The organism is Muricoccus nepalensis (genome assembly GCF_006438825.1).
GTDB classification, from domain to species: domain Bacteria; phylum Pseudomonadota; class Alphaproteobacteria; order Acetobacterales; family Acetobacteraceae; genus Roseomonas; species Roseomonas nepalensis.
Window position 1 is genome coordinate 1 of the sequence record NZ_RCZP01000045.1, and the last position, 17,146, is coordinate 17,146.

The 17,146-nt window shown below is 76.0% G+C and carries 17 protein-coding genes and 1 tRNA gene; 10 read left to right on the forward strand and 8 right to left on the reverse strand.

Going from position 1 to position 17,146, the window contains the following annotated elements:
- A partial coding sequence (locus tag EAH89_RS26065) for an alginate lyase family protein (protein WP_140886627.1) occupies positions 1-1,081 on the forward strand: 1,081 nt, incomplete at its 5' end.
- On the opposite strand, the gene EAH89_RS26070 is transcribed toward EAH89_RS26065, so the two are convergent.
- The 3 genes from EAH89_RS26070 to tsaD are packed head-to-tail and all read right to left on the reverse strand — an operon-like array spanning position 1,053 to position 3,896.
- The gene (locus tag EAH89_RS26070; protein WP_140886628.1) at positions 1,053-2,042 is read right to left on the reverse strand and encodes an NAD(P)H-dependent glycerol-3-phosphate dehydrogenase; all 990 of its coding nucleotides are present in this window, start codon (positions 2,040-2,042) and stop codon (positions 1,053-1,055) included. The two genes, EAH89_RS26065 and EAH89_RS26070, sit on opposite strands and share 29 nt — an antisense overlap.
- Positions 2,043-2,046: 4 nt before the next feature.
- Positions 2,047-2,868 (reverse strand): 23S rRNA (adenine(2030)-N(6))-methyltransferase RlmJ, encoded by an 822-nt coding sequence (locus tag EAH89_RS26075; RefSeq protein WP_140886629.1) that lies wholly within the window; start codon positions 2,866-2,868, stop codon positions 2,047-2,049.
- On the reverse strand, positions 2,865-3,896 hold the full coding sequence (gene tsaD / locus EAH89_RS26080; RefSeq protein ID WP_140886630.1) for a tRNA (adenosine(37)-N6)-threonylcarbamoyltransferase complex transferase subunit TsaD: 1,032 nt from the start codon (positions 3,894-3,896) through the stop codon (positions 2,865-2,867). Before tsaD ends, EAH89_RS26075 begins: the two co-directional genes overlap by 4 nt.
- A 121-nt stretch (positions 3,897-4,017) precedes the next feature.
- Here tsaD and hemC point away from each other — a divergent pair, with 121 nt between their 5' ends.
- The 7 genes from hemC to EAH89_RS26115 all read left to right on the forward strand — a co-directional run bounded on the left by hemC (position 4,018) and on the right by EAH89_RS26115 (position 11,999).
- The gene (gene hemC / locus EAH89_RS26085; RefSeq protein ID WP_140886631.1) at positions 4,018-5,046 is read left to right on the forward strand and encodes a hydroxymethylbilane synthase; all 1,029 of its coding nucleotides are present in this window, start codon (positions 4,018-4,020) and stop codon (positions 5,044-5,046) included.
- Positions 5,039-5,797 (forward strand): uroporphyrinogen-III synthase, encoded by a 759-nt coding sequence (locus tag EAH89_RS26090; RefSeq protein WP_161993768.1) that lies wholly within the window; start codon positions 5,039-5,041, stop codon positions 5,795-5,797. Before hemC ends, EAH89_RS26090 begins: the two co-directional genes overlap by 8 nt.
- Positions 5,798-5,807: 10 nt before the next feature.
- On the forward strand, positions 5,808-7,490 hold the full coding sequence (locus EAH89_RS33215) for a COG4223 family protein (RefSeq protein WP_140886633.1): 1,683 nt from the start codon (positions 5,808-5,810) through the stop codon (positions 7,488-7,490).
- Complete coding sequence (locus EAH89_RS26100) at positions 7,490-8,806, forward strand: heme biosynthesis HemY N-terminal domain-containing protein (protein WP_140886634.1); 1,317 nt, start codon at positions 7,490-7,492, stop codon at positions 8,804-8,806. The genes EAH89_RS33215 and EAH89_RS26100 overlap by 1 nt, the downstream gene beginning before the upstream one ends.
- 80 nt (positions 8,807-8,886) lie before the next feature.
- Positions 8,887-8,961: transfer RNA gene (locus EAH89_RS26105), tRNA-Thr, on the forward strand.
- A 313-nt stretch (positions 8,962-9,274) separates the two neighbouring features.
- Positions 9,275-11,008: a methyl-accepting chemotaxis protein gene (locus tag EAH89_RS26110; protein WP_140886635.1), complete on the forward strand. Its 1,734-nt coding sequence runs from the start codon at positions 9,275-9,277 to the stop codon at positions 11,006-11,008.
- A 193-nt stretch (positions 11,009-11,201) separates the two neighbouring features.
- On the forward strand, positions 11,202-11,999 hold the full coding sequence (locus EAH89_RS26115; protein ID WP_140886636.1) for a trypsin-like serine peptidase: 798 nt from the start codon (positions 11,202-11,204) through the stop codon (positions 11,997-11,999).
- Positions 12,000-12,015: 16 nt separating this feature from the next.
- On the opposite strand, the gene EAH89_RS26120 is transcribed toward EAH89_RS26115, so the two are convergent.
- Positions 12,016-12,408 (reverse strand): hypothetical protein, encoded by a 393-nt coding sequence (locus tag EAH89_RS26120; protein WP_140886637.1) that lies wholly within the window; start codon positions 12,406-12,408, stop codon positions 12,016-12,018.
- 490 nt (positions 12,409-12,898) lie between these two features.
- Here EAH89_RS26120 and EAH89_RS26125 point away from each other — a divergent pair, with 490 nt between their 5' ends.
- Both EAH89_RS26125 and EAH89_RS31560 read left to right on the forward strand, forming a co-directional pair.
- On the forward strand, positions 12,899-13,162 hold the full coding sequence (locus tag EAH89_RS26125; protein ID WP_140886638.1) for a hypothetical protein: 264 nt from the start codon (positions 12,899-12,901) through the stop codon (positions 13,160-13,162).
- Between the two features lie 163 nt (positions 13,163-13,325).
- The gene (locus tag EAH89_RS31560; protein WP_161993769.1) at positions 13,326-13,493 is read left to right on the forward strand and encodes a hypothetical protein; all 168 of its coding nucleotides are present in this window, start codon (positions 13,326-13,328) and stop codon (positions 13,491-13,493) included.
- Between the two features lie 176 nt (positions 13,494-13,669).
- On the opposite strand, the gene EAH89_RS26130 is transcribed toward EAH89_RS31560, so the two are convergent.
- From EAH89_RS26130 to EAH89_RS26145, 4 genes are all read right to left on the reverse strand, one after another.
- A complete protein-coding gene (locus EAH89_RS26130; RefSeq protein WP_140886639.1) occupies positions 13,670-14,692 on the reverse strand; it encodes a hemin-degrading factor in 1,023 nt (340 codons plus the stop codon).
- An 88-nt stretch (positions 14,693-14,780) separates the two neighbouring features.
- A complete protein-coding gene (locus EAH89_RS26135) occupies positions 14,781-15,815 on the reverse strand; it encodes a uroporphyrinogen decarboxylase/cobalamine-independent methonine synthase family protein (protein WP_140886640.1) in 1,035 nt (344 codons plus the stop codon).
- Positions 15,816-15,817: 2 nt separating this feature from the next.
- Positions 15,818-16,204: a nuclear transport factor 2 family protein gene (locus tag EAH89_RS26140; RefSeq protein ID WP_241667218.1), complete on the reverse strand. Its 387-nt coding sequence runs from the start codon at positions 16,202-16,204 to the stop codon at positions 15,818-15,820.
- Between the two features lie 40 nt (positions 16,205-16,244).
- Positions 16,245-17,144 carry an NAD(P)-dependent oxidoreductase gene (locus EAH89_RS26145; protein ID WP_140886642.1) on the reverse strand — a complete coding sequence of 300 codons (900 nt, stop codon included), beginning with the start codon at positions 17,142-17,144 and terminating at the stop codon, positions 16,245-16,247.
- Between the last annotated feature and the right edge of the window lie 2 nt (positions 17,145-17,146).

Sequence of the window (17,146 nt, forward strand, 5' to 3'; positions counted from 1 at the left end):
CGCCGCCGCGGGCGCCGCCGTGGCGGGGGCGCCGCCCACGCGGCCGGTGGTGCCCGCCCTGGCCGGCCCCTTCCTCCCCGCGCCCGAGCCCGCCGGCACCGCGGCCCCCTGCGAGCCCGCCGCCGCCCCGGTGCGCAGCCTGGAGAGCACCGGCTTCTACGCCGACCCCGCCTTCTCCCGCCCCGACCCCGTGCGGCTGCGGGCGGATGCCGACGCCGCGCGCCCGCTGCTGGACTGGCTGGCCCTCGTCCAGCGCGCCGTGGCCCGCCACCGGGCGGGGGAGGCGGGGGCCGCCTCCTGCGCGCTCAGTGCCCTCGACGCCTGGGCGAAGAACGCCGCGCTCCTCGGCGCCTTTAACCTGCAGGGCGGCTACCACCGGAAATGGACCCTCGCGGGCGCCGCCCTCTCCTTCCTCGCGATCCGCGAGGCGCCGGGCCTCGACCCCGTGGCCCTCGGCCGCACCGGGCGCTGGCTCGGCGAGGTGGCGGAGGCGGTGCGGCCGCATTACGAGCGCCAATCCGCCGCCATCATCAGCGACGTCCGCAACAACCACGCGGCCTGGGCCGGGCTCGCCGTCGCGGCGGCGGGGGTGGCCGGCGGGAACCGCGCGCAGCTCGACTGGGGCGTGGCCCGCCTGCGCGCGCAGCTTGGCCAGGTGGACGAGCGCGGCGTGCTGCCGCAGGAGGCGCGCCGCGCCGCCATGGCCCTCCACTACCACCTCTTCGCCCTCGAGGCCGTGGCGGCCCTGGAGCGCCTGGCCGCCGCCAACGGCCTCGCCCTGACGGAGCCGGAACGCGCCGCCTACGCCCGCCTGCGCGACCTCTGCCTCGCCGCTGCGAAGGACCCCTCCATGATGGAGGCCATCGCCGGCGCCCCCCAGTCCGACCCTTGGGCCAGCCCCCGCGGGCCGCTCGCCTCGGCCAACGGCCTGGAGATCGCCTCCGTCGCCCTGCCCGACCCGGCCTCCGAGGAGGCGCTGGCCCCCTTCCGCCCCTTCGCCTCCCGCTGGCTCGGCGGCGCCGTCACGGGCTGGTGGAAGCCGGGGGAGGGGCCTATTCGGCCCGCGGCGGCCGGCCCATGAGAAGCTCGACCGCGTCCCCCACCGCCAGCGTGCCATCGAGCACCGCGGCGACGGCGGCGCAGACCGGCAGCTCCACCCCCGCCCGGGCCGCCCGGGCCAGGAGGGCCGGGGCCGTCGCCACCCCCTCGGTCACGGAGGCCCGCCCCGCCAGCACCTTCGCCGCGCTCTCCCCGCGCCCGAGCGCGAGGCCGAGCGAGAAGTTCCGGCTTCCCGCGCCCGCGCAGGTCAGCATGAGGTCGCCGAGCCCCGACAGCCCCGCGACCGTCTCCGCCCGCCCGCCGAGGGCCACCGCCAGCCGCGCGATCTCCGCCAGGCAGCGCGTGACGAGGGCCGCGCGCGCGTTCTCCCCCAGCCCCGCGCCCATCACGGCGCCGGCCGCGATCGCCGCCACGTTCTTCGCCGCCCCCGCCACCTGCACGCCCATCGGGTCGGCTCCCTCGTAGAGGCGGAAGCCCGGCGAGGAGAGGCGGGCGAGCGCCGCCTCCCGCAGCGCCGCGTCGCTTCCCGCCACCACGGCCGCCGCCGGCAAGCCCGCCGCCACCTCGTGGGCGAAGTTCGGGCCGGACAGCACCGCGGCGGGAAGGCCGGGGCGGGCCTCCGCCAGGATCTCGAGCGGGAAGCGGAGCGTCCCCGTCTCGACCCCCTTGGCGACGACGAGGGAGGGCGGCAGCGCCCCCAGGTCGCGCAGCACGGCGCCGAGGTGCTGCGTCGGCACCGCCAGGACGGCGAGCGAGGCGCCCGCGAGCGCCGCCCCCGCGTCGGCCGTCACCGCCAGCCCGTCCGGCAGCGGTGTGCCCGGCAGGTGCAGCGCGTTCTCCCGCCGCGCGTCGACGGCCAGCGCCCGCGCCGGCTCGCGCACCCACAGGGAAACTTCGCCCCCCGCCCGCAGCGCCTGGAGCGCGAGCGCGGTGCCCCAGGCCCCGGCGCCGATCACCGTGACCTTGCGCGCGTTCCCTCTCAAGCGATCACTCCGGCACGATCTCCGTCACGGCCCAGCCGCCGCCCCGCTCATCGTAGAAGCGGGCCTGCAGCGCGGCCAGGAGCGAGCGGGCGGTCTCCGCGAAGCCGTAGGGCGGGTTCACCACGGCCAGGCCGCAGCCGTTCAGCCGCGTGGGGTCGGTGGGCTCCCGCAGCCAGAGCTCGCAGGCGACCACGTCCCGCAGCCCCGAGGCCGCGAGGGCGTCGGTGAAGCCGCGAACCGGCGCCCGGTGCTTGATGGGGTACCAGGCCGCCTGCACCGCCGGGCGGAAGCGCCTCCCCAACTGCGCCATGGCTGCCGAGAGCCGCCCGAACTCGCCTTCCGCCTCGAAGGGCGGGTCGAGCAGCACGAGGCCGCGGCGCTCGGGAAAAGGCGTGAGGGCCGCGACCGCCTCGTAGGCGTCCCGCCGGTGCACCGAGACCTGGGGATCCCCCCGGAAGGCCGCCCGCAGCGTCGCCGCATCCTCCGGGTGGAGCTCGCAGAGGGCAAGGTGGTCCCCCGGGCGCAGCATCGCGCGGACGAGGGCGGGGCTGCCCGGATAGGTCCCCCGCGGGAAGCCCCGCACGAGGGTCAGCCAGGGCATCAGCGGCCCGTCCTGGATCGCCTCCAGCAGCCCGATCCCGTCGCGCCACTCGCCCGTCCGCCGCGCCGCCTCGGACTGCAGGTCGTAGAGGCCGATGCCCGCGTGGGTGTCGAGGACCCGGAAGGGCGTCGCCTTGCGGGCCAGCGCCGCGACGATGGCGTGGACCAGCGCGTGCTTCATGCAGTCCGCGAAGTTCGCGGCGTGGAAGGCGTGCCGGTAGTTCATGCGGGAAGGGCCAGCTCGTCGAGGGGCCAGCGGGGGCGCGGGGCATGGTCCCAGGGGTCGGTCAGCCCGGCCCGCAGGCGCTCGATTCCCACCCAGGCCACCATGACGGCGTTGTCGGTGCAGAGGCGGACCGGCGGCGCCACCATCGGCAGCCCCGCGCGTTCCGCCACGGCCGTCAGCGCCGCGCGGACGCCGCTGTTGGCCGCGACGCCGCCCGAGACCACCAGCGCTGTCGCGCCCGGTGCCATGGCCAGCGCGTGCCGCGCCCGGTCCGCCACCACCGCCGCGACCGAGGCCTGGAAGGCCGCCGCGACGTCGGCCGGCGCCGCCGCGCCCTTCGCCACCACCTGCGCGACCGCGGTCTTGAGGCCGGAGAAGGAGAAGTCGCAGCCCGCGCGGCCCAGCAGAGGGCGGGGCAGGGGAACGCGCGCGGCCTCCCCCCCGGCCGCCAGCCGCTCCAGGTGCGGGCCGCCCGGCCAGGGCAGGCCGAGCAGCTTCGCCGCCTTGTCGAAGGCCTCCCCCACGGCGTCGTCCAGCGTGGTGCCGAGCCGGCGGTAGCGGCCGAGACCCTCCACCGCCACGCACTGGCAATGGCCGCCCGAGAGCAGCAGCAGAAGATAGGGAAAGGCCGCCCCGCCCGGCAGCAGGCCGGGCAGCCGGGGCGTCAGCGCGTGCGCCTCGAGGTGGTTCACCGCGACGAAGGGCAGGCCGTGGGACATCGCCATCCCCTTGCCGAAGCCCGCCCCCACGATCAGCCCGCCGATCAGCCCAGGGCCGGAGGTCGCCGCCACCCCGCCGAGGTCGCGCGGCGCCACCCCGGCCCTCTCCATCACCCCCGCCACCAGGCCGGGCAGCTGCGCCAAGTGCGCGCGCGCGGCCAGTTCCGGCACCACGCCGCCGAAGCGGCCGTGGTCCTCCGTCTGGCTGAACACCGCCTCCGCCAGGATGCGGCCGTCCGGCGCCAGCACGGCCGCCGCCGTCTCGTCGCAACTGCTCTCGATGCCCAGGACCGGGCCCCTGAGGTCCATGCGCCACGCCCCCGCTGATCCGCGGCGGCTTCTAGACCAATTCCGCGCCGGTTAGGATAAGCGCGGCCGAGCCCCCGCCCGGGTCGTTCCCGGCCGGCGGCGACCCATCTATAAGGCCGCCATGTCGCTTGCCCCTTCCGGCGCCCCCTCGGGCACCTCGCCCGGCCATCCCGCCGGCACCCCGCGGGTGCGGGCCCACGCGCGCACGCTGCCCCTCCGCGTGGGGACGCGGGGCTCGCCGCTCGCCCTCTGGCAGACGCGCTGCTTCCTCGGGATGGTCACGCATTTCTGCCCGGTGCTCCGCGCGGCCAACGCCTTCGAGGAGCACGTCATCCAGACCTCGGGCGACCAGATCCAGGACCGGCGGCTGGCCGACGTGGGCGGCAAGGGCCTCTTCGCGAAGGAGATCCACGAGGCGCTGCTCGACTACCGCATCGACTTCGCGGTCCACAGCCTGAAGGACCTCGAGACCGAGATGCCCCCTGGGGTGGTGCTCGCCTGCACCCTCAAGCGGGAGGACAGCCGCGACGTCCTCATCCCCGGCCCGCACATGGCCGCGCTGGACCCGGCGGACCCCCTCGGCAGCATCCCCGCCGGCACGCGCCTCGGCACCGCGAGCCTCCGCCGCCAGGCGCAGGTGCTGCACGTCCGGCCGGACCTGAAGGTCGGCATGATCCGCGGCAACATCCAGAGCCGGCTCCGCAAGCTCGGCGAGGGCGCGGTGGACGCCACCCTCCTCGCGCTCGCCGGCCTCCGCCGGATGGAGCTCGCGCCCGAGGGCATGGTGGTGCTCGATCCCGAGGCGATGGTGCCCGCCGCCGGTCAGGGCATCGTCGGCGTGACCGTCCGCGCCGAGGACACCGAGCTCCACGAGCTTCTCTCGGGCATCGAGGACCGCGAGGCCCGCGCCGTCTCCCGCGCCGAGCGCGCCCTGCTCGCCTCGCTCGACGGCTCCTGCCGCACCCCGATCGGCGGCCACGCCCGCCTGCTGCCGGACGGCCGCCTGCACCTCACCGGGCTGGTCGCCCGGCCGGACGGCTCCTTCCTCCTCAAGCGCAGCCTGCACGGCCCGGCCGCGGACGCGGAGCGCATTGGGGTGGAGCTCGGCAGCAGCCTTCGCGCGGACAGCCCGGCGGACATCTTTGGCTGAGGCGACCGGCTCCCCCCGCCCGGCCTGCCTGATCACCCGGCCCGAGCCGGGCGCCGCCGCCACGGCCGCGCGGGTCGAGGCCCTCGGCTGGCACCCCGTCCTCGCGCCCGCCCTCCGCCTCGCCCCCCTGCCGATGGCGCCGGCGCCGGAGGCCCGCGCCGCCCTCGTGGCCAGCGCCGCCGCCATCCCCGCCCTGGCCGCCGCCTGCCCGCCCGGCCTGCCCGTGCTCGCGGTGGGGGAGGGGACCGCCCGGGCGGCGCGCGCGGCGGGCTTCACCGCCGTCTCCGCCGCCGGGGGCGACGCCGAGTCGCTCCTGGCCCACGCCACGGCCCGGCTCCTGCCTGCGGCCGGCCCCGTCCTCCTCGCGGCCGGCGAGGGCTACGGCGACGAGCTGGCCGAGGCCCTCCTCGCCCGCGGCTTCGCGGTGATCCGCCGGGACGCCTACGCGGCGACGGAGGCGACCGGCCTGCCCCCGCCCGCGCGGGACGCGCTTGTTGCCGGATCGGTGCGAAGCGCGCTTTTCTTCTCCCCCCGCAGCGCCGCGGCGGCGGTCTCGCTGATCCGGGCGGCCGGCCTTGGCGCGGCGGCAACCGCCATCCGCGCCCTCGCGTTGAGCGGCCGCGTGGCCCTTGCCCTGGACGGCCTCCCCTGGGGGGGGCTGGACGTGGCATCGCGACCGGATCAGGACACGTTGCTGGGGCTGCTCGGCCCCGCACCCCCGCTGGCCCCTCACGCCCGACCAGAAGGATGACCCCGATCCCATGAGCGACAAGCCCAGCACGCCCCCCGGAGGGCCCGGCGCCAAGGGCCGGCCCGGATCGGAGCCCTCCGGCAAGGGCGGCCGGCCAGCCGGCGCCCCCGCGAAGGACGCGGCGGTGCGCTCCGCGGCGGAGCTTGCCTCGCCCATCCCGGAGAGCGGCCCGACCGCGGCCTCCTCCGCCTCGTCCTCGGCATCCTCGGGCCCGGCCGGAGCGCTGCCCTCCGCCAGCCCCGGCCCTGTCCCGGCCAGCCCCGGCCCGTCCCCGGCCGCCTCCGCGGCCTCCTCCGCCAGCAGCGCCCCCCGGCCATCCCCCACGCCGACCTTCGCGCCGCGCCCCCCCGACGCGCCCCGCAAGCGCTTCGAGCCGGCCGTCCTGCCCATCGCCGCCGCCCTGGTCGTGCTGGTGGGCGCCGTGGCCTATCTTCTCTCCAGCCCGCGCGAGACGGTGAGCAACCCGGTGGCCGCCCAGCAGGCCGATGCCGCGCGGATGAGCGCCGTCGACACCCGCCTCGCGGCCCTGGAGGCCCGCCCCTCCGCGGCCGGCCTCGCCGAGCGCGCCGCCGCGACCGAGCGCCGGCTGGACGCGGCCGAGACCGCGGCGCGCGAGCAGGCCGCCCGGCCCATCGCCGACGCCGACGCCCGCGCCGGCCTCACCGCCCTGACCGCAACCGTCGAGAGCGCCCGCAACGCCTCCACCGAGGGGCTGAAGCGCCTCGAGGAGCGCCTCGCCGCCCTCGACACGCGCAGCCAGGAGGAGCGGCGCCAGGCCGACGCGCGGCTCGCCGCCCTCGACACCCGCCTGCAGGAGGAGGCGCGCCGGACGGAGACGCGCTTCACCGCCGCCGAGAGCGCCGCGCAGGAGGCCGGCCGCCGCACGGAGGCGCGGATCGCCCAGGCCGAGGCCACCCTGGCCAACCGCCTGACCGGCGCCGAGCAGTCCCTCGCCGCCCGCGTCACCGCCGCCGAGCAGGCCTTCGCGCCCCGCCTCGCCGCGCTGGACGAGGCGCTGAAGCAGCGGGTGGAGGCCGCCGGGCAGGCCATGACGCAGCGCCTGGACGCCGCCGGCAAGAGCCTCGACGAGCGCCTCGCCCGCGCCGAGTCCGGGGTGAACGACCGCCTCGGCAAGCAGGAGGAGGCCCTCGCCCAGCGCGTGCAGGGCTTCGAGCAGCGCCTGGCCCAAGCCGAGTCCGCCGAGCGCCGCCTGACCGCGCTCGCCGCGCGCGGCACGATCCAGGCCTCGCTGGAGGCCGGCCGCCCGCTCGGGCAGGCGCTGTCCGGCCTGCCGGGCACGCCGCCCGTGGCCCTGACCCGCTACCGCGACACCGCGCCGCCGACCGAGGCGGCGCTCCGCCTCTCCTTCGAGGACGCGGCCCGCTCGGCCCGCCTCGCTGCCGAGCCGCAGGGCCAGTCGGTCACCGACACCGCGCTCTCCCGCCTCCAGGGCCTCGTCACGGTCCGCCGCGGCGAGCAGGTCCTCGTCGGCGACGCCGTCTCCGGCGAACTGGAGCGGGCGCGCCGCTCGCTCGACGCCGGCGACCTGCCGGGCGCGGTGGAGCGGCTGGAAAAGCTGCCCGCTCCCTCGCGCGACGCCATGGCCGGCTGGATCGGCCAAGCCCGCGAGCTGGTGGAGGCCCGCGCGGCGCTCCGCGACATCGGCACCGGCTCCTCGGCGGGGAGCAACTGATGCTCCGCGCGATCTGGCTGCTCATCCTCCTCGCCCTCGGGGTCTGGGCCGCGCTCTTCCTCCGCCAGATGGGCGGCATCGTCGAGATCAGCGTCGGGCAGACCTTCATCGGCATCCCGGTCTGGCTCGGCCTCCTGGCCCTGGTGGTCGGCTTCGTGGTGCTGCACGGCATCCTCTCCGCCTGGAAGTCGATCCGCGGCCTGCCGGCCCGGATGCGCGCCCGCCGGTCCGAGCGGCAGCGGCGCGACGGCGACGCCGCCGTCACCCGCGCCCTCGTGGCGCTCGCCGCCGGCACGCCGGACCAGGCGCGTACCGAGATCCGCCGCGCCCGCGGCCTGCTCGGCGACACCCCGCACACCCTGCTGCTCACCGCCGAGGCCGAGCGCATGGCCGGGCGCGACGAGGCCGCGAACGAGGCCTTCCGCGCCCTGGTCAAGCGCGAGGACGGCAAGTTCCTCGGCCTGCGCGGCCTGCTGCGCGACGCCATGCAGCGCGAGGACTGGCCGACCGCCCAGCGCCTGGCGCGCGAGGCCGAGGCGGCCCAGCCGGGCGCGCAGTGGGTGAAGGCCGAGCGCGCGGCGCTGGCCCTCCGCACCCGCGACTGGCGGGAGGCGCTGGCCCTCTCCCCGCCGGGACAGCTCAGCGGACGCCGCCGCGCGGCGCTCGCCCTGGCCGCGGCCATGCAGGAGCCCGAGCCCGCCAAGGCGGCCTCCCTCGAGAAGGAGGCCCTCTCCGCCGACCCCCGCTTCGCCCCGGCCGCGCTGGCCGTCGCCAAGCGGCAGGCGGCCGAGGGCAGCCCGCGCCGCGCGAAGACCACGCTGCAGACCGCCTGGACCGTCGCTCCCCACCCGGACCTCGCGACCGCCTATCTCGGCGAGGAGAAGGACGCCCTGGCGCGGGTGAAGGCCGCGGAGGCCCTCACGCACGACAACCGCGCCCATCCCGAGAGCCGCCTCATCCTCGGCCGCACCGCGCTCGCCGCCGGGCTGACCGGGCGGGCAAGGGCGGAGCTGGAAACCCTGGTGTCTTCCGGCAGCGCCGACCGCCGCGCCTACCTCGCCATGGTGGACATGGACGCGGTGGAGCTCGGCGAGAGCGCCGCCGGCCGCGCGGCCGAGGCCAAGTGGCTCCGCGCCGCGGCCGCCGCGCCGCCCGAGCCACGCTGGCAGTGCCTCTCCTGCGGGACGGAGCACGGGCGCTGGGAGCCGGTCTGCGAATCCTGCGGCACGCCGGGGCGGATCGAGTGGACGGGCGGCCGCGCGGCCCTCGTCGAGGGGGCCGGGACCCCGAAGGACGGCACCGTCGCCGCGACCTGAGCAAGCGGTGTTGCCGCGGCGCGCGGGGGCGGCTAGAAGGCGCCCCAGCGCGCCGCTTCCCGGCGGCGCGCGACGAAGGGGCCGGGTTAGCACAGCGGTAGTGCAATCGATTCGTAATCGATAGGTCGCGAGTTCGATTCTCGCACCCGGCACCATTCAGCCCCGGCGGGCGCGACAGCCCAGCCAAAGCCACACAATCCCGACGACCAGCGGCCCGCTGCCCCACGGCCCGGGAACACCCAGCGCGATCCCGGCAGGGGCATCGGGGCCTTTCGCCAGCGCATTCCCGCCCGCGACCAATCAACGCCAGGCCCGCGCGGGACGCGGAGGACGACCTCCCCGCTCGCGGCCGGCGCGCCTAACCTCTCCGACGGCTCGCGTTTTCGTCGGCATCGTTAACGTCCGTTTTGCTTCTCCCGGCTTAGTCTCAAGAAGTCTTACGCCTTCGTAACTTCATGGGATCGGGCCATGGCGACCACGCCGTCAATTTCCACGGGCACGGCCGGGCGCCGCCGGCCAGGAGCCGTCTCCATCCGGGCCAAGCTGATCGGGTCCTTCGCCCTCCTGCTGGTCATGCTGCTCGGCCTTGGCGGGATCGCGCTGGAGCGGACCGGGGCACTGCGGGAGAACTCGGCGGACCTCGCCGAGAACTGGCTGCCGAGCGTGCGCTACGCAGCGCTCATCCGCTCCGTCGCGGCGGACTACCGCATTGGCCTCCTCCGCCACATCCTCAACACCGACGACGCCGCCATGGCGACGATCGAGCGGGGGATGGAGGCGACCGCCCGGCGCATGGCCGAGGTCCGCCGCACCTACGAGCCCCTGATCACCTCGCCGGAGGAGCGCGACACCTACGGGCGCTTCGCCGCGGCCTGGGAGGAGTACCTGCGGGAGGTCGCCCCCGTGCTCGAGCTGTCGCGCCGGAACAACCTGGAGCAGGCGCGCGAACGGCAGCTCCTCCGCACCACGCCCGTCTACAACAGGGCCCAGGACGCCATCCAGAAGCTCATCGAGATCAACGTCGAGGGCAGCCAGCGAGCCTCCGAGCAGGCCGCTTCCATCGGTGCCTCCGCCCGGTTCTGGATCCTCTCCCTCTCCGGGGCGGCCCTCCTGATCGGCGCCGCCATGGCGCTCCTGATCGTGCGCGGCATCTCGCGGAGCATCGAGGCCGTCGCCTCGCCGATGCGGGCCATGGCCGGCGGCGACCTCCAGGTCGCGGTGCCGCATGCCGGCGAGCGGACCGAAATCGGCTCCATCGCCGACGCGCTGGAGCTCTTCCGGAAGGGCCTGCTGGAGGCCGACCGGCTGCGGGCCGAGGCGGCCCGGGCGGCGGAGGCCTCGGTCGCCGAGCGGCGCCACGCGGCGCTGCAGACCGCGGCGCAGATCGAGACGGCGCTCGGGGGCATTGCCACGGCGCTGGCGAGCTCGACGACGCAGCTCAGCGCCTCCGCCGACAACCTGACCCTCTCGGCCCGGCGCAGCGCCGAGCAGGCGGTCGCCGCGGCGGCCGGAACCACCGAGGCGGGGGCGAACGTCCAGACCGTGGCCGCCGCCACGGAGGAGCTGGCCAGCTCCGTGCAGGAGATCACCCGCCAGGTCACCCAGTCCACCTCGGTCGCCTCGCGCGCCCTCAGCGAGGCGCAACGGGCGGACGAAACCATGCGCGGCCTTTCCGAGGCGGCGGGGCGGATCGGTGACGTGGTGCGCCTGATCTCCGACATCGCCGAGCAGACCAATCTCCTGGCCCTGAACGCCACGATCGAGGCGGCCCGCGCCGGGGAGGCCGGGCGCGGCTTCGCGGTGGTGGCGAGCGAGGTCAAGCAACTGGCCTCCCAGACCGCCAAGGCGACCGAGGAGATCGGCGGCCAGATCCGCGCGATGCAGGAGGCCACCGCGGCGGTGGCACAGACCATCCAAGGCATCGGCACGGTGGTCGAGGAGGTCCACGGCATCGGCACGGCCATCGCCGCCGCCGTCGAGGAGCAGGGCGCGGCCACGCAGGAGATCGCGCGCAACGTGGCCGAGGCGGCATCGGGCACCAACGAGGCAAACGCCAGCGTCCAGCAGGTGAGCAGCGCGGCCGAGGAGGCCAGGTCCTCCCTCGGCGAGCTGCGCGGCGCCATCGGCGAGGTGGCCGGCCAGGGCGAGCGGCTGCGCGCCGAGCTCGCCAGCTTCATCGGCCGCATGCGCGAGGCCGCGTAGGAACGGGGCGGGTGGAAGCGTGGCTTCCGCCCGCGCCATTTCACTGGAACTCCGTCAGGGGAGCGGCCAAGCTCCCGCCGGGGCGCCGATGACGGTCCGACCGCCGGGGCAGGGGATTGCCGGAGCGGGCTGACGTTGCTGCCCTCGATGATCGAACGCCGGGTCCCGCACCCGGCGCCGCCCCCGAGGAGCCATGGCAGCCCCCTCCATCCCCGCCCGCCCGCGCTTCCCCGCACGGCGCGGCGCTGTGGCGCGTCTCGGCGCATTTCTCCTTCTTGCAGGTGCCCCGGCCCTCGCCCGCGAGCCGATCATTCCCCCCTCCGAGCTCCCCGGCCTCGGCCCCGCGGACCCGCGCCGCCCGGTGGACGCGACCGCCATGCCCTGGGCCGCGCTCGGCCGCGTGCAGACCGAGCTCGGAACCCGCTGCACGGGAACCCTCGTCGGGCCGCGCACGGTCCTGACCGCCGCGCACTGCCTCGTGGCGCCGCGGTCGGGGGAATGGGTGAGGCCGACCTCCGTCCACTTCCTGCTCGGCTACCGCCAGGGCGCCTGGAAGGGGGAGGGTAGGGGCGTCTCCTTCGTCACCGGCCCCGGCTTCGACCCGCGGACCCGCTCCCCCGCCAGCGCGGACTGGGCGCTTGTGACCCTCGCGGCGCCGCTCCCCGCGGCCCCCTCGCTGTCGCTCCTGCCCGAGGATTCGCCACCCGGCACCCCGCTGCTGCTCGGGGGCTACCAGCAGGACCGGCCGGAGGTCCTGATGGCCGACAGCGCCTGCCGCGTGCTCGGCCCCGCGCGCTACGAGGGGCGCCTGGTCCTCGTGCACGACTGCGCGGGCACCCGCGGGGCCAGCGGCGCGCCCCTCCTCGCCCGGCGGGCGGAAGGCGGCTGGGGCGTGGCCGCCATTGCCGTCGCCGTGGCGCGAAGCCAGGCCCAGGGCATCGCCGTGCCCGCCGCCTTCCTGCGGCAGGCCCTGGAGCGGCCCGGCGGCTAGCCCGCCGGCGCCTCCCTCAGCCCGGCGCCAGCCGCGCCGGTAGGTTGATGTTGTTCCCCTTGATGGTCACGATCAGCCCGATCTGCGAGCCGAAGCGCTCCAGCGACTTGCTGCCCTTCACCGGCATCGGGATGCCGCGTGACCGGCAGTAGCCGATCAGCGCCGCCGCGAGTTCCGAATCCGCGAGGTCGACCGTCACCTCGTTGCTCGCCCGCAGCTCCGCCCCCGGGAGTCCGGCCAGGGAGAAGACGATGCGGAAGCTGAGCGGCGCCCCCGGAGGTGTGTCGGCCAGGCCGGCCTCCTTGATCGACCCGCCCGGCATGCTCACGCCGCGGGCGCGGTTGTGCAGGATGATCGCCTCGACCACCTCCGCGGCCGAGAAGATGATGTGGCGAAGCTCAGTGGGCATGGCGGGCCATCGTCGGGCCGGAGGCCGCGCCCGCGGCAGGGCGGGCGGAGGCTGGGCCGACGGAACGCCCCTGTCGGCCGGCGAAATCGGCTGCGTCAGCCCTCTTGGCGTCTCGCATAACTCTCCTCGGGTCGCCGGTGCCGGCACGCTCGTCAGGGATGGCCAAGGCGCTGGCGCGGCATGCTACGCCGCAAACCAGCCTGGAGCGCATCGCGATCTTCGCCCGGGAGGGCTGACAGGTCTGTAAAGAGGTCGCCCGCCCGGCACGCAGCGCGACGGCCGCGGGGCGCAATCTCGCACGAACGCGTCGCCGGATGAGCCTTGCCGCAGGAGAAAAATCAGGGACGTTACGTTTTCCGTTTCAGGAGACGGTTAGGACGGTCTTCATCCCGCCGCCGGAAGCTGGCGGCCGTCGGGAGGCGATGTCCGCGGGTCGCGGACGCCGCCGAGCCTCGGCCCTGCCACCCAGCCTCCCACGGAGCACCGCCCCATGATCACCGCCCGCCTTCTCGGCGCCTCTGCCCTCGCCCTCGGCCTGGCGCTTGCCGCCCCCGCCATGGCCGCCTGCACCGACGCTCAGGCCGAGGCGAAGATGACTGAGCTGATGAACCTCATGGGCCCGCTCATGACCCGCAACGCCGGCCTGACCGAGACCATCTCCACGGAGATGCAGACGGTCATGCTCCAGCCCGTCTCCGACACGACCTGCTCGACCTACGACCGCCTGATCGCGCGGGCGCGGGCCGCGCGCTGACCCATCCGTCACCAGCCGGGGCGGCGCAGGCGCACCGCCCCGGCCGGCCTCGCCGCTTCGGAGGGTCATCCCCACGATCACGAATCTGTCACCGCCGGAGGATCGATACGATATGGGGACGTCGAAGTTACATGCCCGTTGGTTCCATCAACGGAGAACTCGAATGCGCCTCCTTCCCCTCCTCGCCGTCGTCGCGGCGTCCATGGGCCTCGCCGCCTGCACGCTGAACACGGCGCCGCCCCCGCCGCCGCCCTCGACCATCGTCACCCCGGCGCCCGCCCCCATGATGATGACGCCCGCCCCGGCCAGCCCGGCCGTCATCGTCCGCTGAGGCAAGCCGCGCCCCTGCCGTGAGGGCCAGCGCCCGGCGCGGGCCCGGCCCCGACGGGGTTCCGGCCAAGGCAGGCAGGGGCGGACCAACAGCACGGCCGCCCGCGCGGCGGGGGTAGTCCCCCGCACGGGCGGCCGGACTGATCGGCGGGCGTCGAATCCTTCGCCCAACGGCCGTCACGCCGCGACGTCGATCGATCCCTCCGCCACCGTCGCTGCCAGACTCCGCCAGTCCTCGCGCTCCGCCTGCCCCGGCTTGCGGGCGCCGAAGAGAAGGGTGACGGGCGCGCCGTTCGCGTCCAGCAGCTCGATGCTCGTCACCGGGCCGTCCGCCGTCGGCTTCACCACGCGCCAAGCCTCGGCCACGCCGGCCTCGCGCAGGTGGAGGTTGAACTCGGGGTCCAGCACGTTGAACCAGCCGGGGATGTCGACCAGCCGCCGGACCGGCCCGGTGTGGATCTGGATCGCGTGCCGGTTGCCCACGAACACCATGACCGGCACCTCCCCCGCGGCCGCCAGCCGCAGCGCGGCCGAGCCCGCCCGCGGGTCCAGCCGCCGCGCGAGGTCGTCCCCCGCCAATCGGAAGGCCTGCCGCCGCGTCGCCTTGTGCCGGCGCAAGAGGGTGATGAAGTCGTGCGTGTCCCGCAGCGCCAGCCAGTCCTCGCGGAGCGTCTTGGCGTCCACCAGCCCCTCGGACGGCGGGACGGGAAGGGTGGGGCGGCTGGCCGGCGCCGGGGCCTCCGCCGTCGCGAAGCCCGCCACGAGCGCGGCCCAGGCCTCGCGATCCGTGGCCTCCGTGGCGAAGACCTTGTGGACGGCCTCGCCCTCCTTGTCGAAGACCTGGATCGAGGGCCGCTCGCCGTCCAGCGCGTAGGCGTTCGCCCAGGCCCCGGGGAAGAGCCGGAGGTCGATCTCGGGCCCGAGGACGAGGATATGCCCGGGCCCCGCCGAGACCGCGCCGAAGGTGCCGTGCCGCTCGTGCACCGCGTGCTCGTTCCGCGTCAGCGCCATGATGCGGCCGAGACGTGGGAGCGCGCCGATGAGGGCCGGCCAGTCGCGGCGGATCAGCGCCACCGGCCCGGAGGCGCCCGCGGCCACGAGCGCGGCCTCCGTCGTGCCGAGCTCCCGCGCGGCGTCGCGGATGCGCAGCCGCGGGTTCGCCCCTGTCAGGGCCGCGTAGCGCTCGAGGAGGTCCGCCATGCCAGGTCTCCCGCCGGCCCGCCGCTCGCGCGCGGGAGCCAACAGGGAGTTTGCGCCCGAATCGCGGGGCCGCAAGCCCCGGCGCGCGTCAGCCCTGCAGCTCGCGTCGCACGATCGCGGCCCCGGCCGCCATCGCGCGCAGCTTGCCGAAGGCGCGCTCGCGGGGAAGGTACTTCATGCCGCAATCGGGGGCGACGACCAGCCGCTGGGCAGGGATCCGCTGCAGCGCGTCCCGGATCCGCGCCGCCACCACCTCCGGCGTCTCCACCTCGGCGCTGCCGAGGTCGATCACGCCGAGCATGATGGTCTTGCCCGAGAGCGCGTCGAGCACCGAAAGGTCGAGCCGCGGCTGCGCCGCCTCGATCGAGATCTGGGCCGCCGTGCAGTCCGCCAGCTGCGGCAGGAAGGAGTAGCCGGAGGGCTTGCTCTTCACCACGGCCGCGTAGCCGAAGCAGAGATGCACGACCGTGTCCCCCTCCAGCCCCTCAAGCGCGCGGTTGAGGGCGCGCACGCCGAAGCGGGCGGCGGCCTCGGGCCGGGCCTGCATCCAGGGCTCGTCGATCTGGATGACGTCCACGCCCGCGGCCTTGAGGTCCCGCGCCTCCTCGTTCACGGCGACGGCGTAGTCCATCGCCATCGCCTCCTCGTCCCGGTAGTGCTCGTCATGGGCCTGCTGGGACATGGTGAAGGGGCCGGGCAGGGTGATCTTCGTGCGACGGTCGGTGTTGGCGACGAGGAACTCCACGTCCCGCACCTCCACCGGCCGCGTGCGGCGGATGGGGCCGACCACGCGGGGCACCATCGTCTCCTTGCCCGCGCGGCCCATGGTCCGGGCGGGGTTGTCGAGGTCCACGCCGTCGAGCGCGAGGGCGAAGCGGTTGGAGTAGCTCTCGCGCCGGACCTCGCCGTCGGTGACGATGTCGATCCCCGCCCGCTCCATGTCGCGGATGGCCAGGATGGTGGCGTCGTCCTGCGCCCCCTCCAGCGCGTCCTCGGCCACGCGCCACATGCCCTTCATCCGCACGCGCGGCACGAGGTTCTGCGCCAGCACCGCGCGGTCCACCAGCCAGTCCGGCTGCGGGTAGCTGCCGACGACGGTGGTGGGAAGAAGGGTCTCGGTCATGCTCAGGCCCCAGGATTTTTGGTGGGCGGAAGGGAGGTCGGCTGATAGGCGAGAAGGCGCCACGCGTCGCCCTCCCGCACCCAGAGGGCGAGGGTCATGGCGGCGATCTCGCGCTCGCCCCCGTAGCGGTGGACGCGCGCGCTCATGCGCCCGAGCGCCGCGGCCGCGTCGGGCCCGGCCTCGAGCACCGTCTCCGTCTCGAAGTGGATCTGGAGGTACTTCAGGCTGCCGTCCACCAGCGTCCCGAGGTAGCTCTCCTTGCTGTCCGTCGTCGCGTTGGAATGCGCGTAGACGAGGCGCTCCGACAGCAGCGCCCCCAGAGCCTCGACGTCGCCCGCCTGCATGGCGGCGTAGCGGCGCACCTCGAGCGCGCGGATCTCTTGCTGCATGGGCATTCCTATCGAGGGTTGGGCCTGGAGGGCGCCGGGCCTAGCGGGGGTTGGGCGCGAGCAGCCGCTCGGGCCAGGTCGCAACGCGGAAGAAGTCGAGCCCGCCCTCGCCGGAAGCCTGGTAGGCCGCCGCGAACTGGCGCGCCAGGGCCGAGAGCGGCATGGGCGCCCCCTCCCGCTGCCCGACGGCGAGCGCGAGGTCGAGGTCCTTCGCCACGAGGTCCACGTCCGCCGCCGGCGTCCAGTCGCGCGCCTTCAGCATCTCCGCCTTGTAGGCCAGGAGCGGCGAGGCGACGACGCTCTTGGACAGCGCGTCCACCATGGCGGACCAGTCGAGCCCGAGCCGCCCGCCGAAGGCCAGCGCCTCGCCGAGGATGGCCGGCGTCAGGGCGACGACCATGTTCACCATCAGCTTCACCGCCCGCGCCTCCTCCGCGGCGCCGCAGCGCAGCGTCTCCCGCCCGAGCACCGCGAGCAGCGGCGCGCAGCGGTCGAGCGCGGCCTCGGGGCCGGAGGCGAAGATCGTCAGCGCCCCCGCGGCCGCCGTGCTGGTGCTGCCCGAGACGGGGCAGCGCAGGTAGTCCGCCCCGCGCGCCGCCATCACCTCCGCGACGCGGGCCGAGGCGGCGGGGGAGACGGTGCTGAGGTCGATCAGCACCTGCCCCGGCCGCATCGTCTCCGCCAGGCCCCCCGGGCCGGTCACGACCGAGAGCAGCGCGAGGTCGTTCGGCACCATGGAGAGAAGGATGTCCGCCCCCTCCGCGAGCGCCGCCGCGGTGACCGCGGGCCGCGCCCCGGCCGCGGCCATCGGCGCCAGCCGCGCGGGATCGGTGTCCGCCACGCCGAGGGCGGCCCCCGCCTCGATCAGCCGGTGGCAGAGCGGCGTCCCCATGCGCCCGACGCCGATCCAGCCAAGCTTCCAGTCCCTCAGTGCTGCCATGC

What these genes read in the sequence shown, in the direction of transcription:
- EAH89_RS26075 (WP_140886629.1), bottom strand. Translation starts at nt 2,868, where the DNA reads ATGAACTACCGGCACGCCTTCCACGCCGCGAACTTCGCGGACTGCATG.
- tsaD (WP_140886630.1), bottom strand. Translation starts at nt 3,896, where the DNA reads ATGGACCTCAGGGGCCCGGTCCTGGGCATCGAGAGCAGTTGCGACGAG.
- hemC (WP_140886631.1), top strand. Translation starts at nt 4,018, where the DNA reads ATGTCGCTTGCCCCTTCCGGCGCCCCCTCGGGCACCTCGCCCGGCCAT.
- EAH89_RS33215 (WP_140886633.1), top strand. Translation starts at nt 5,808, where the DNA reads ATGAGCGACAAGCCCAGCACGCCCCCCGGAGGGCCCGGCGCCAAGGGC.
- EAH89_RS26100 (WP_140886634.1), top strand. Translation starts at nt 7,490, where the DNA reads ATGCTCCGCGCGATCTGGCTGCTCATCCTCCTCGCCCTCGGGGTCTGG.
- EAH89_RS26110 (WP_140886635.1), top strand. Translation starts at nt 9,275, where the DNA reads ATGGCGACCACGCCGTCAATTTCCACGGGCACGGCCGGGCGCCGCCGG.
- EAH89_RS26115 (WP_140886636.1), top strand. Translation starts at nt 11,202, where the DNA reads ATGGCAGCCCCCTCCATCCCCGCCCGCCCGCGCTTCCCCGCACGGCGC.
- EAH89_RS26120 (WP_140886637.1), bottom strand. Translation starts at nt 12,408, where the DNA reads ATGCCCACTGAGCTTCGCCACATCATCTTCTCGGCCGCGGAGGTGGTC.
- EAH89_RS26125 (WP_140886638.1), top strand. Translation starts at nt 12,899, where the DNA reads ATGATCACCGCCCGCCTTCTCGGCGCCTCTGCCCTCGCCCTCGGCCTG.
- EAH89_RS31560 (WP_161993769.1), top strand. Translation starts at nt 13,326, where the DNA reads ATGCGCCTCCTTCCCCTCCTCGCCGTCGTCGCGGCGTCCATGGGCCTC.
- EAH89_RS26130 (WP_140886639.1), bottom strand. Translation starts at nt 14,692, where the DNA reads ATGGCGGACCTCCTCGAGCGCTACGCGGCCCTGACAGGGGCGAACCCG.
- EAH89_RS26135 (WP_140886640.1), bottom strand. Translation starts at nt 15,815, where the DNA reads ATGACCGAGACCCTTCTTCCCACCACCGTCGTCGGCAGCTACCCGCAG.
- EAH89_RS26140 (WP_241667218.1), bottom strand. Translation starts at nt 16,204, where the DNA reads ATGCAGCAAGAGATCCGCGCGCTCGAGGTGCGCCGCTACGCCGCCATG.
- EAH89_RS26145 (WP_140886642.1), bottom strand. Translation starts at nt 17,144, where the DNA reads ATGGCAGCACTGAGGGACTGGAAGCTTGGCTGGATCGGCGTCGGGCGC.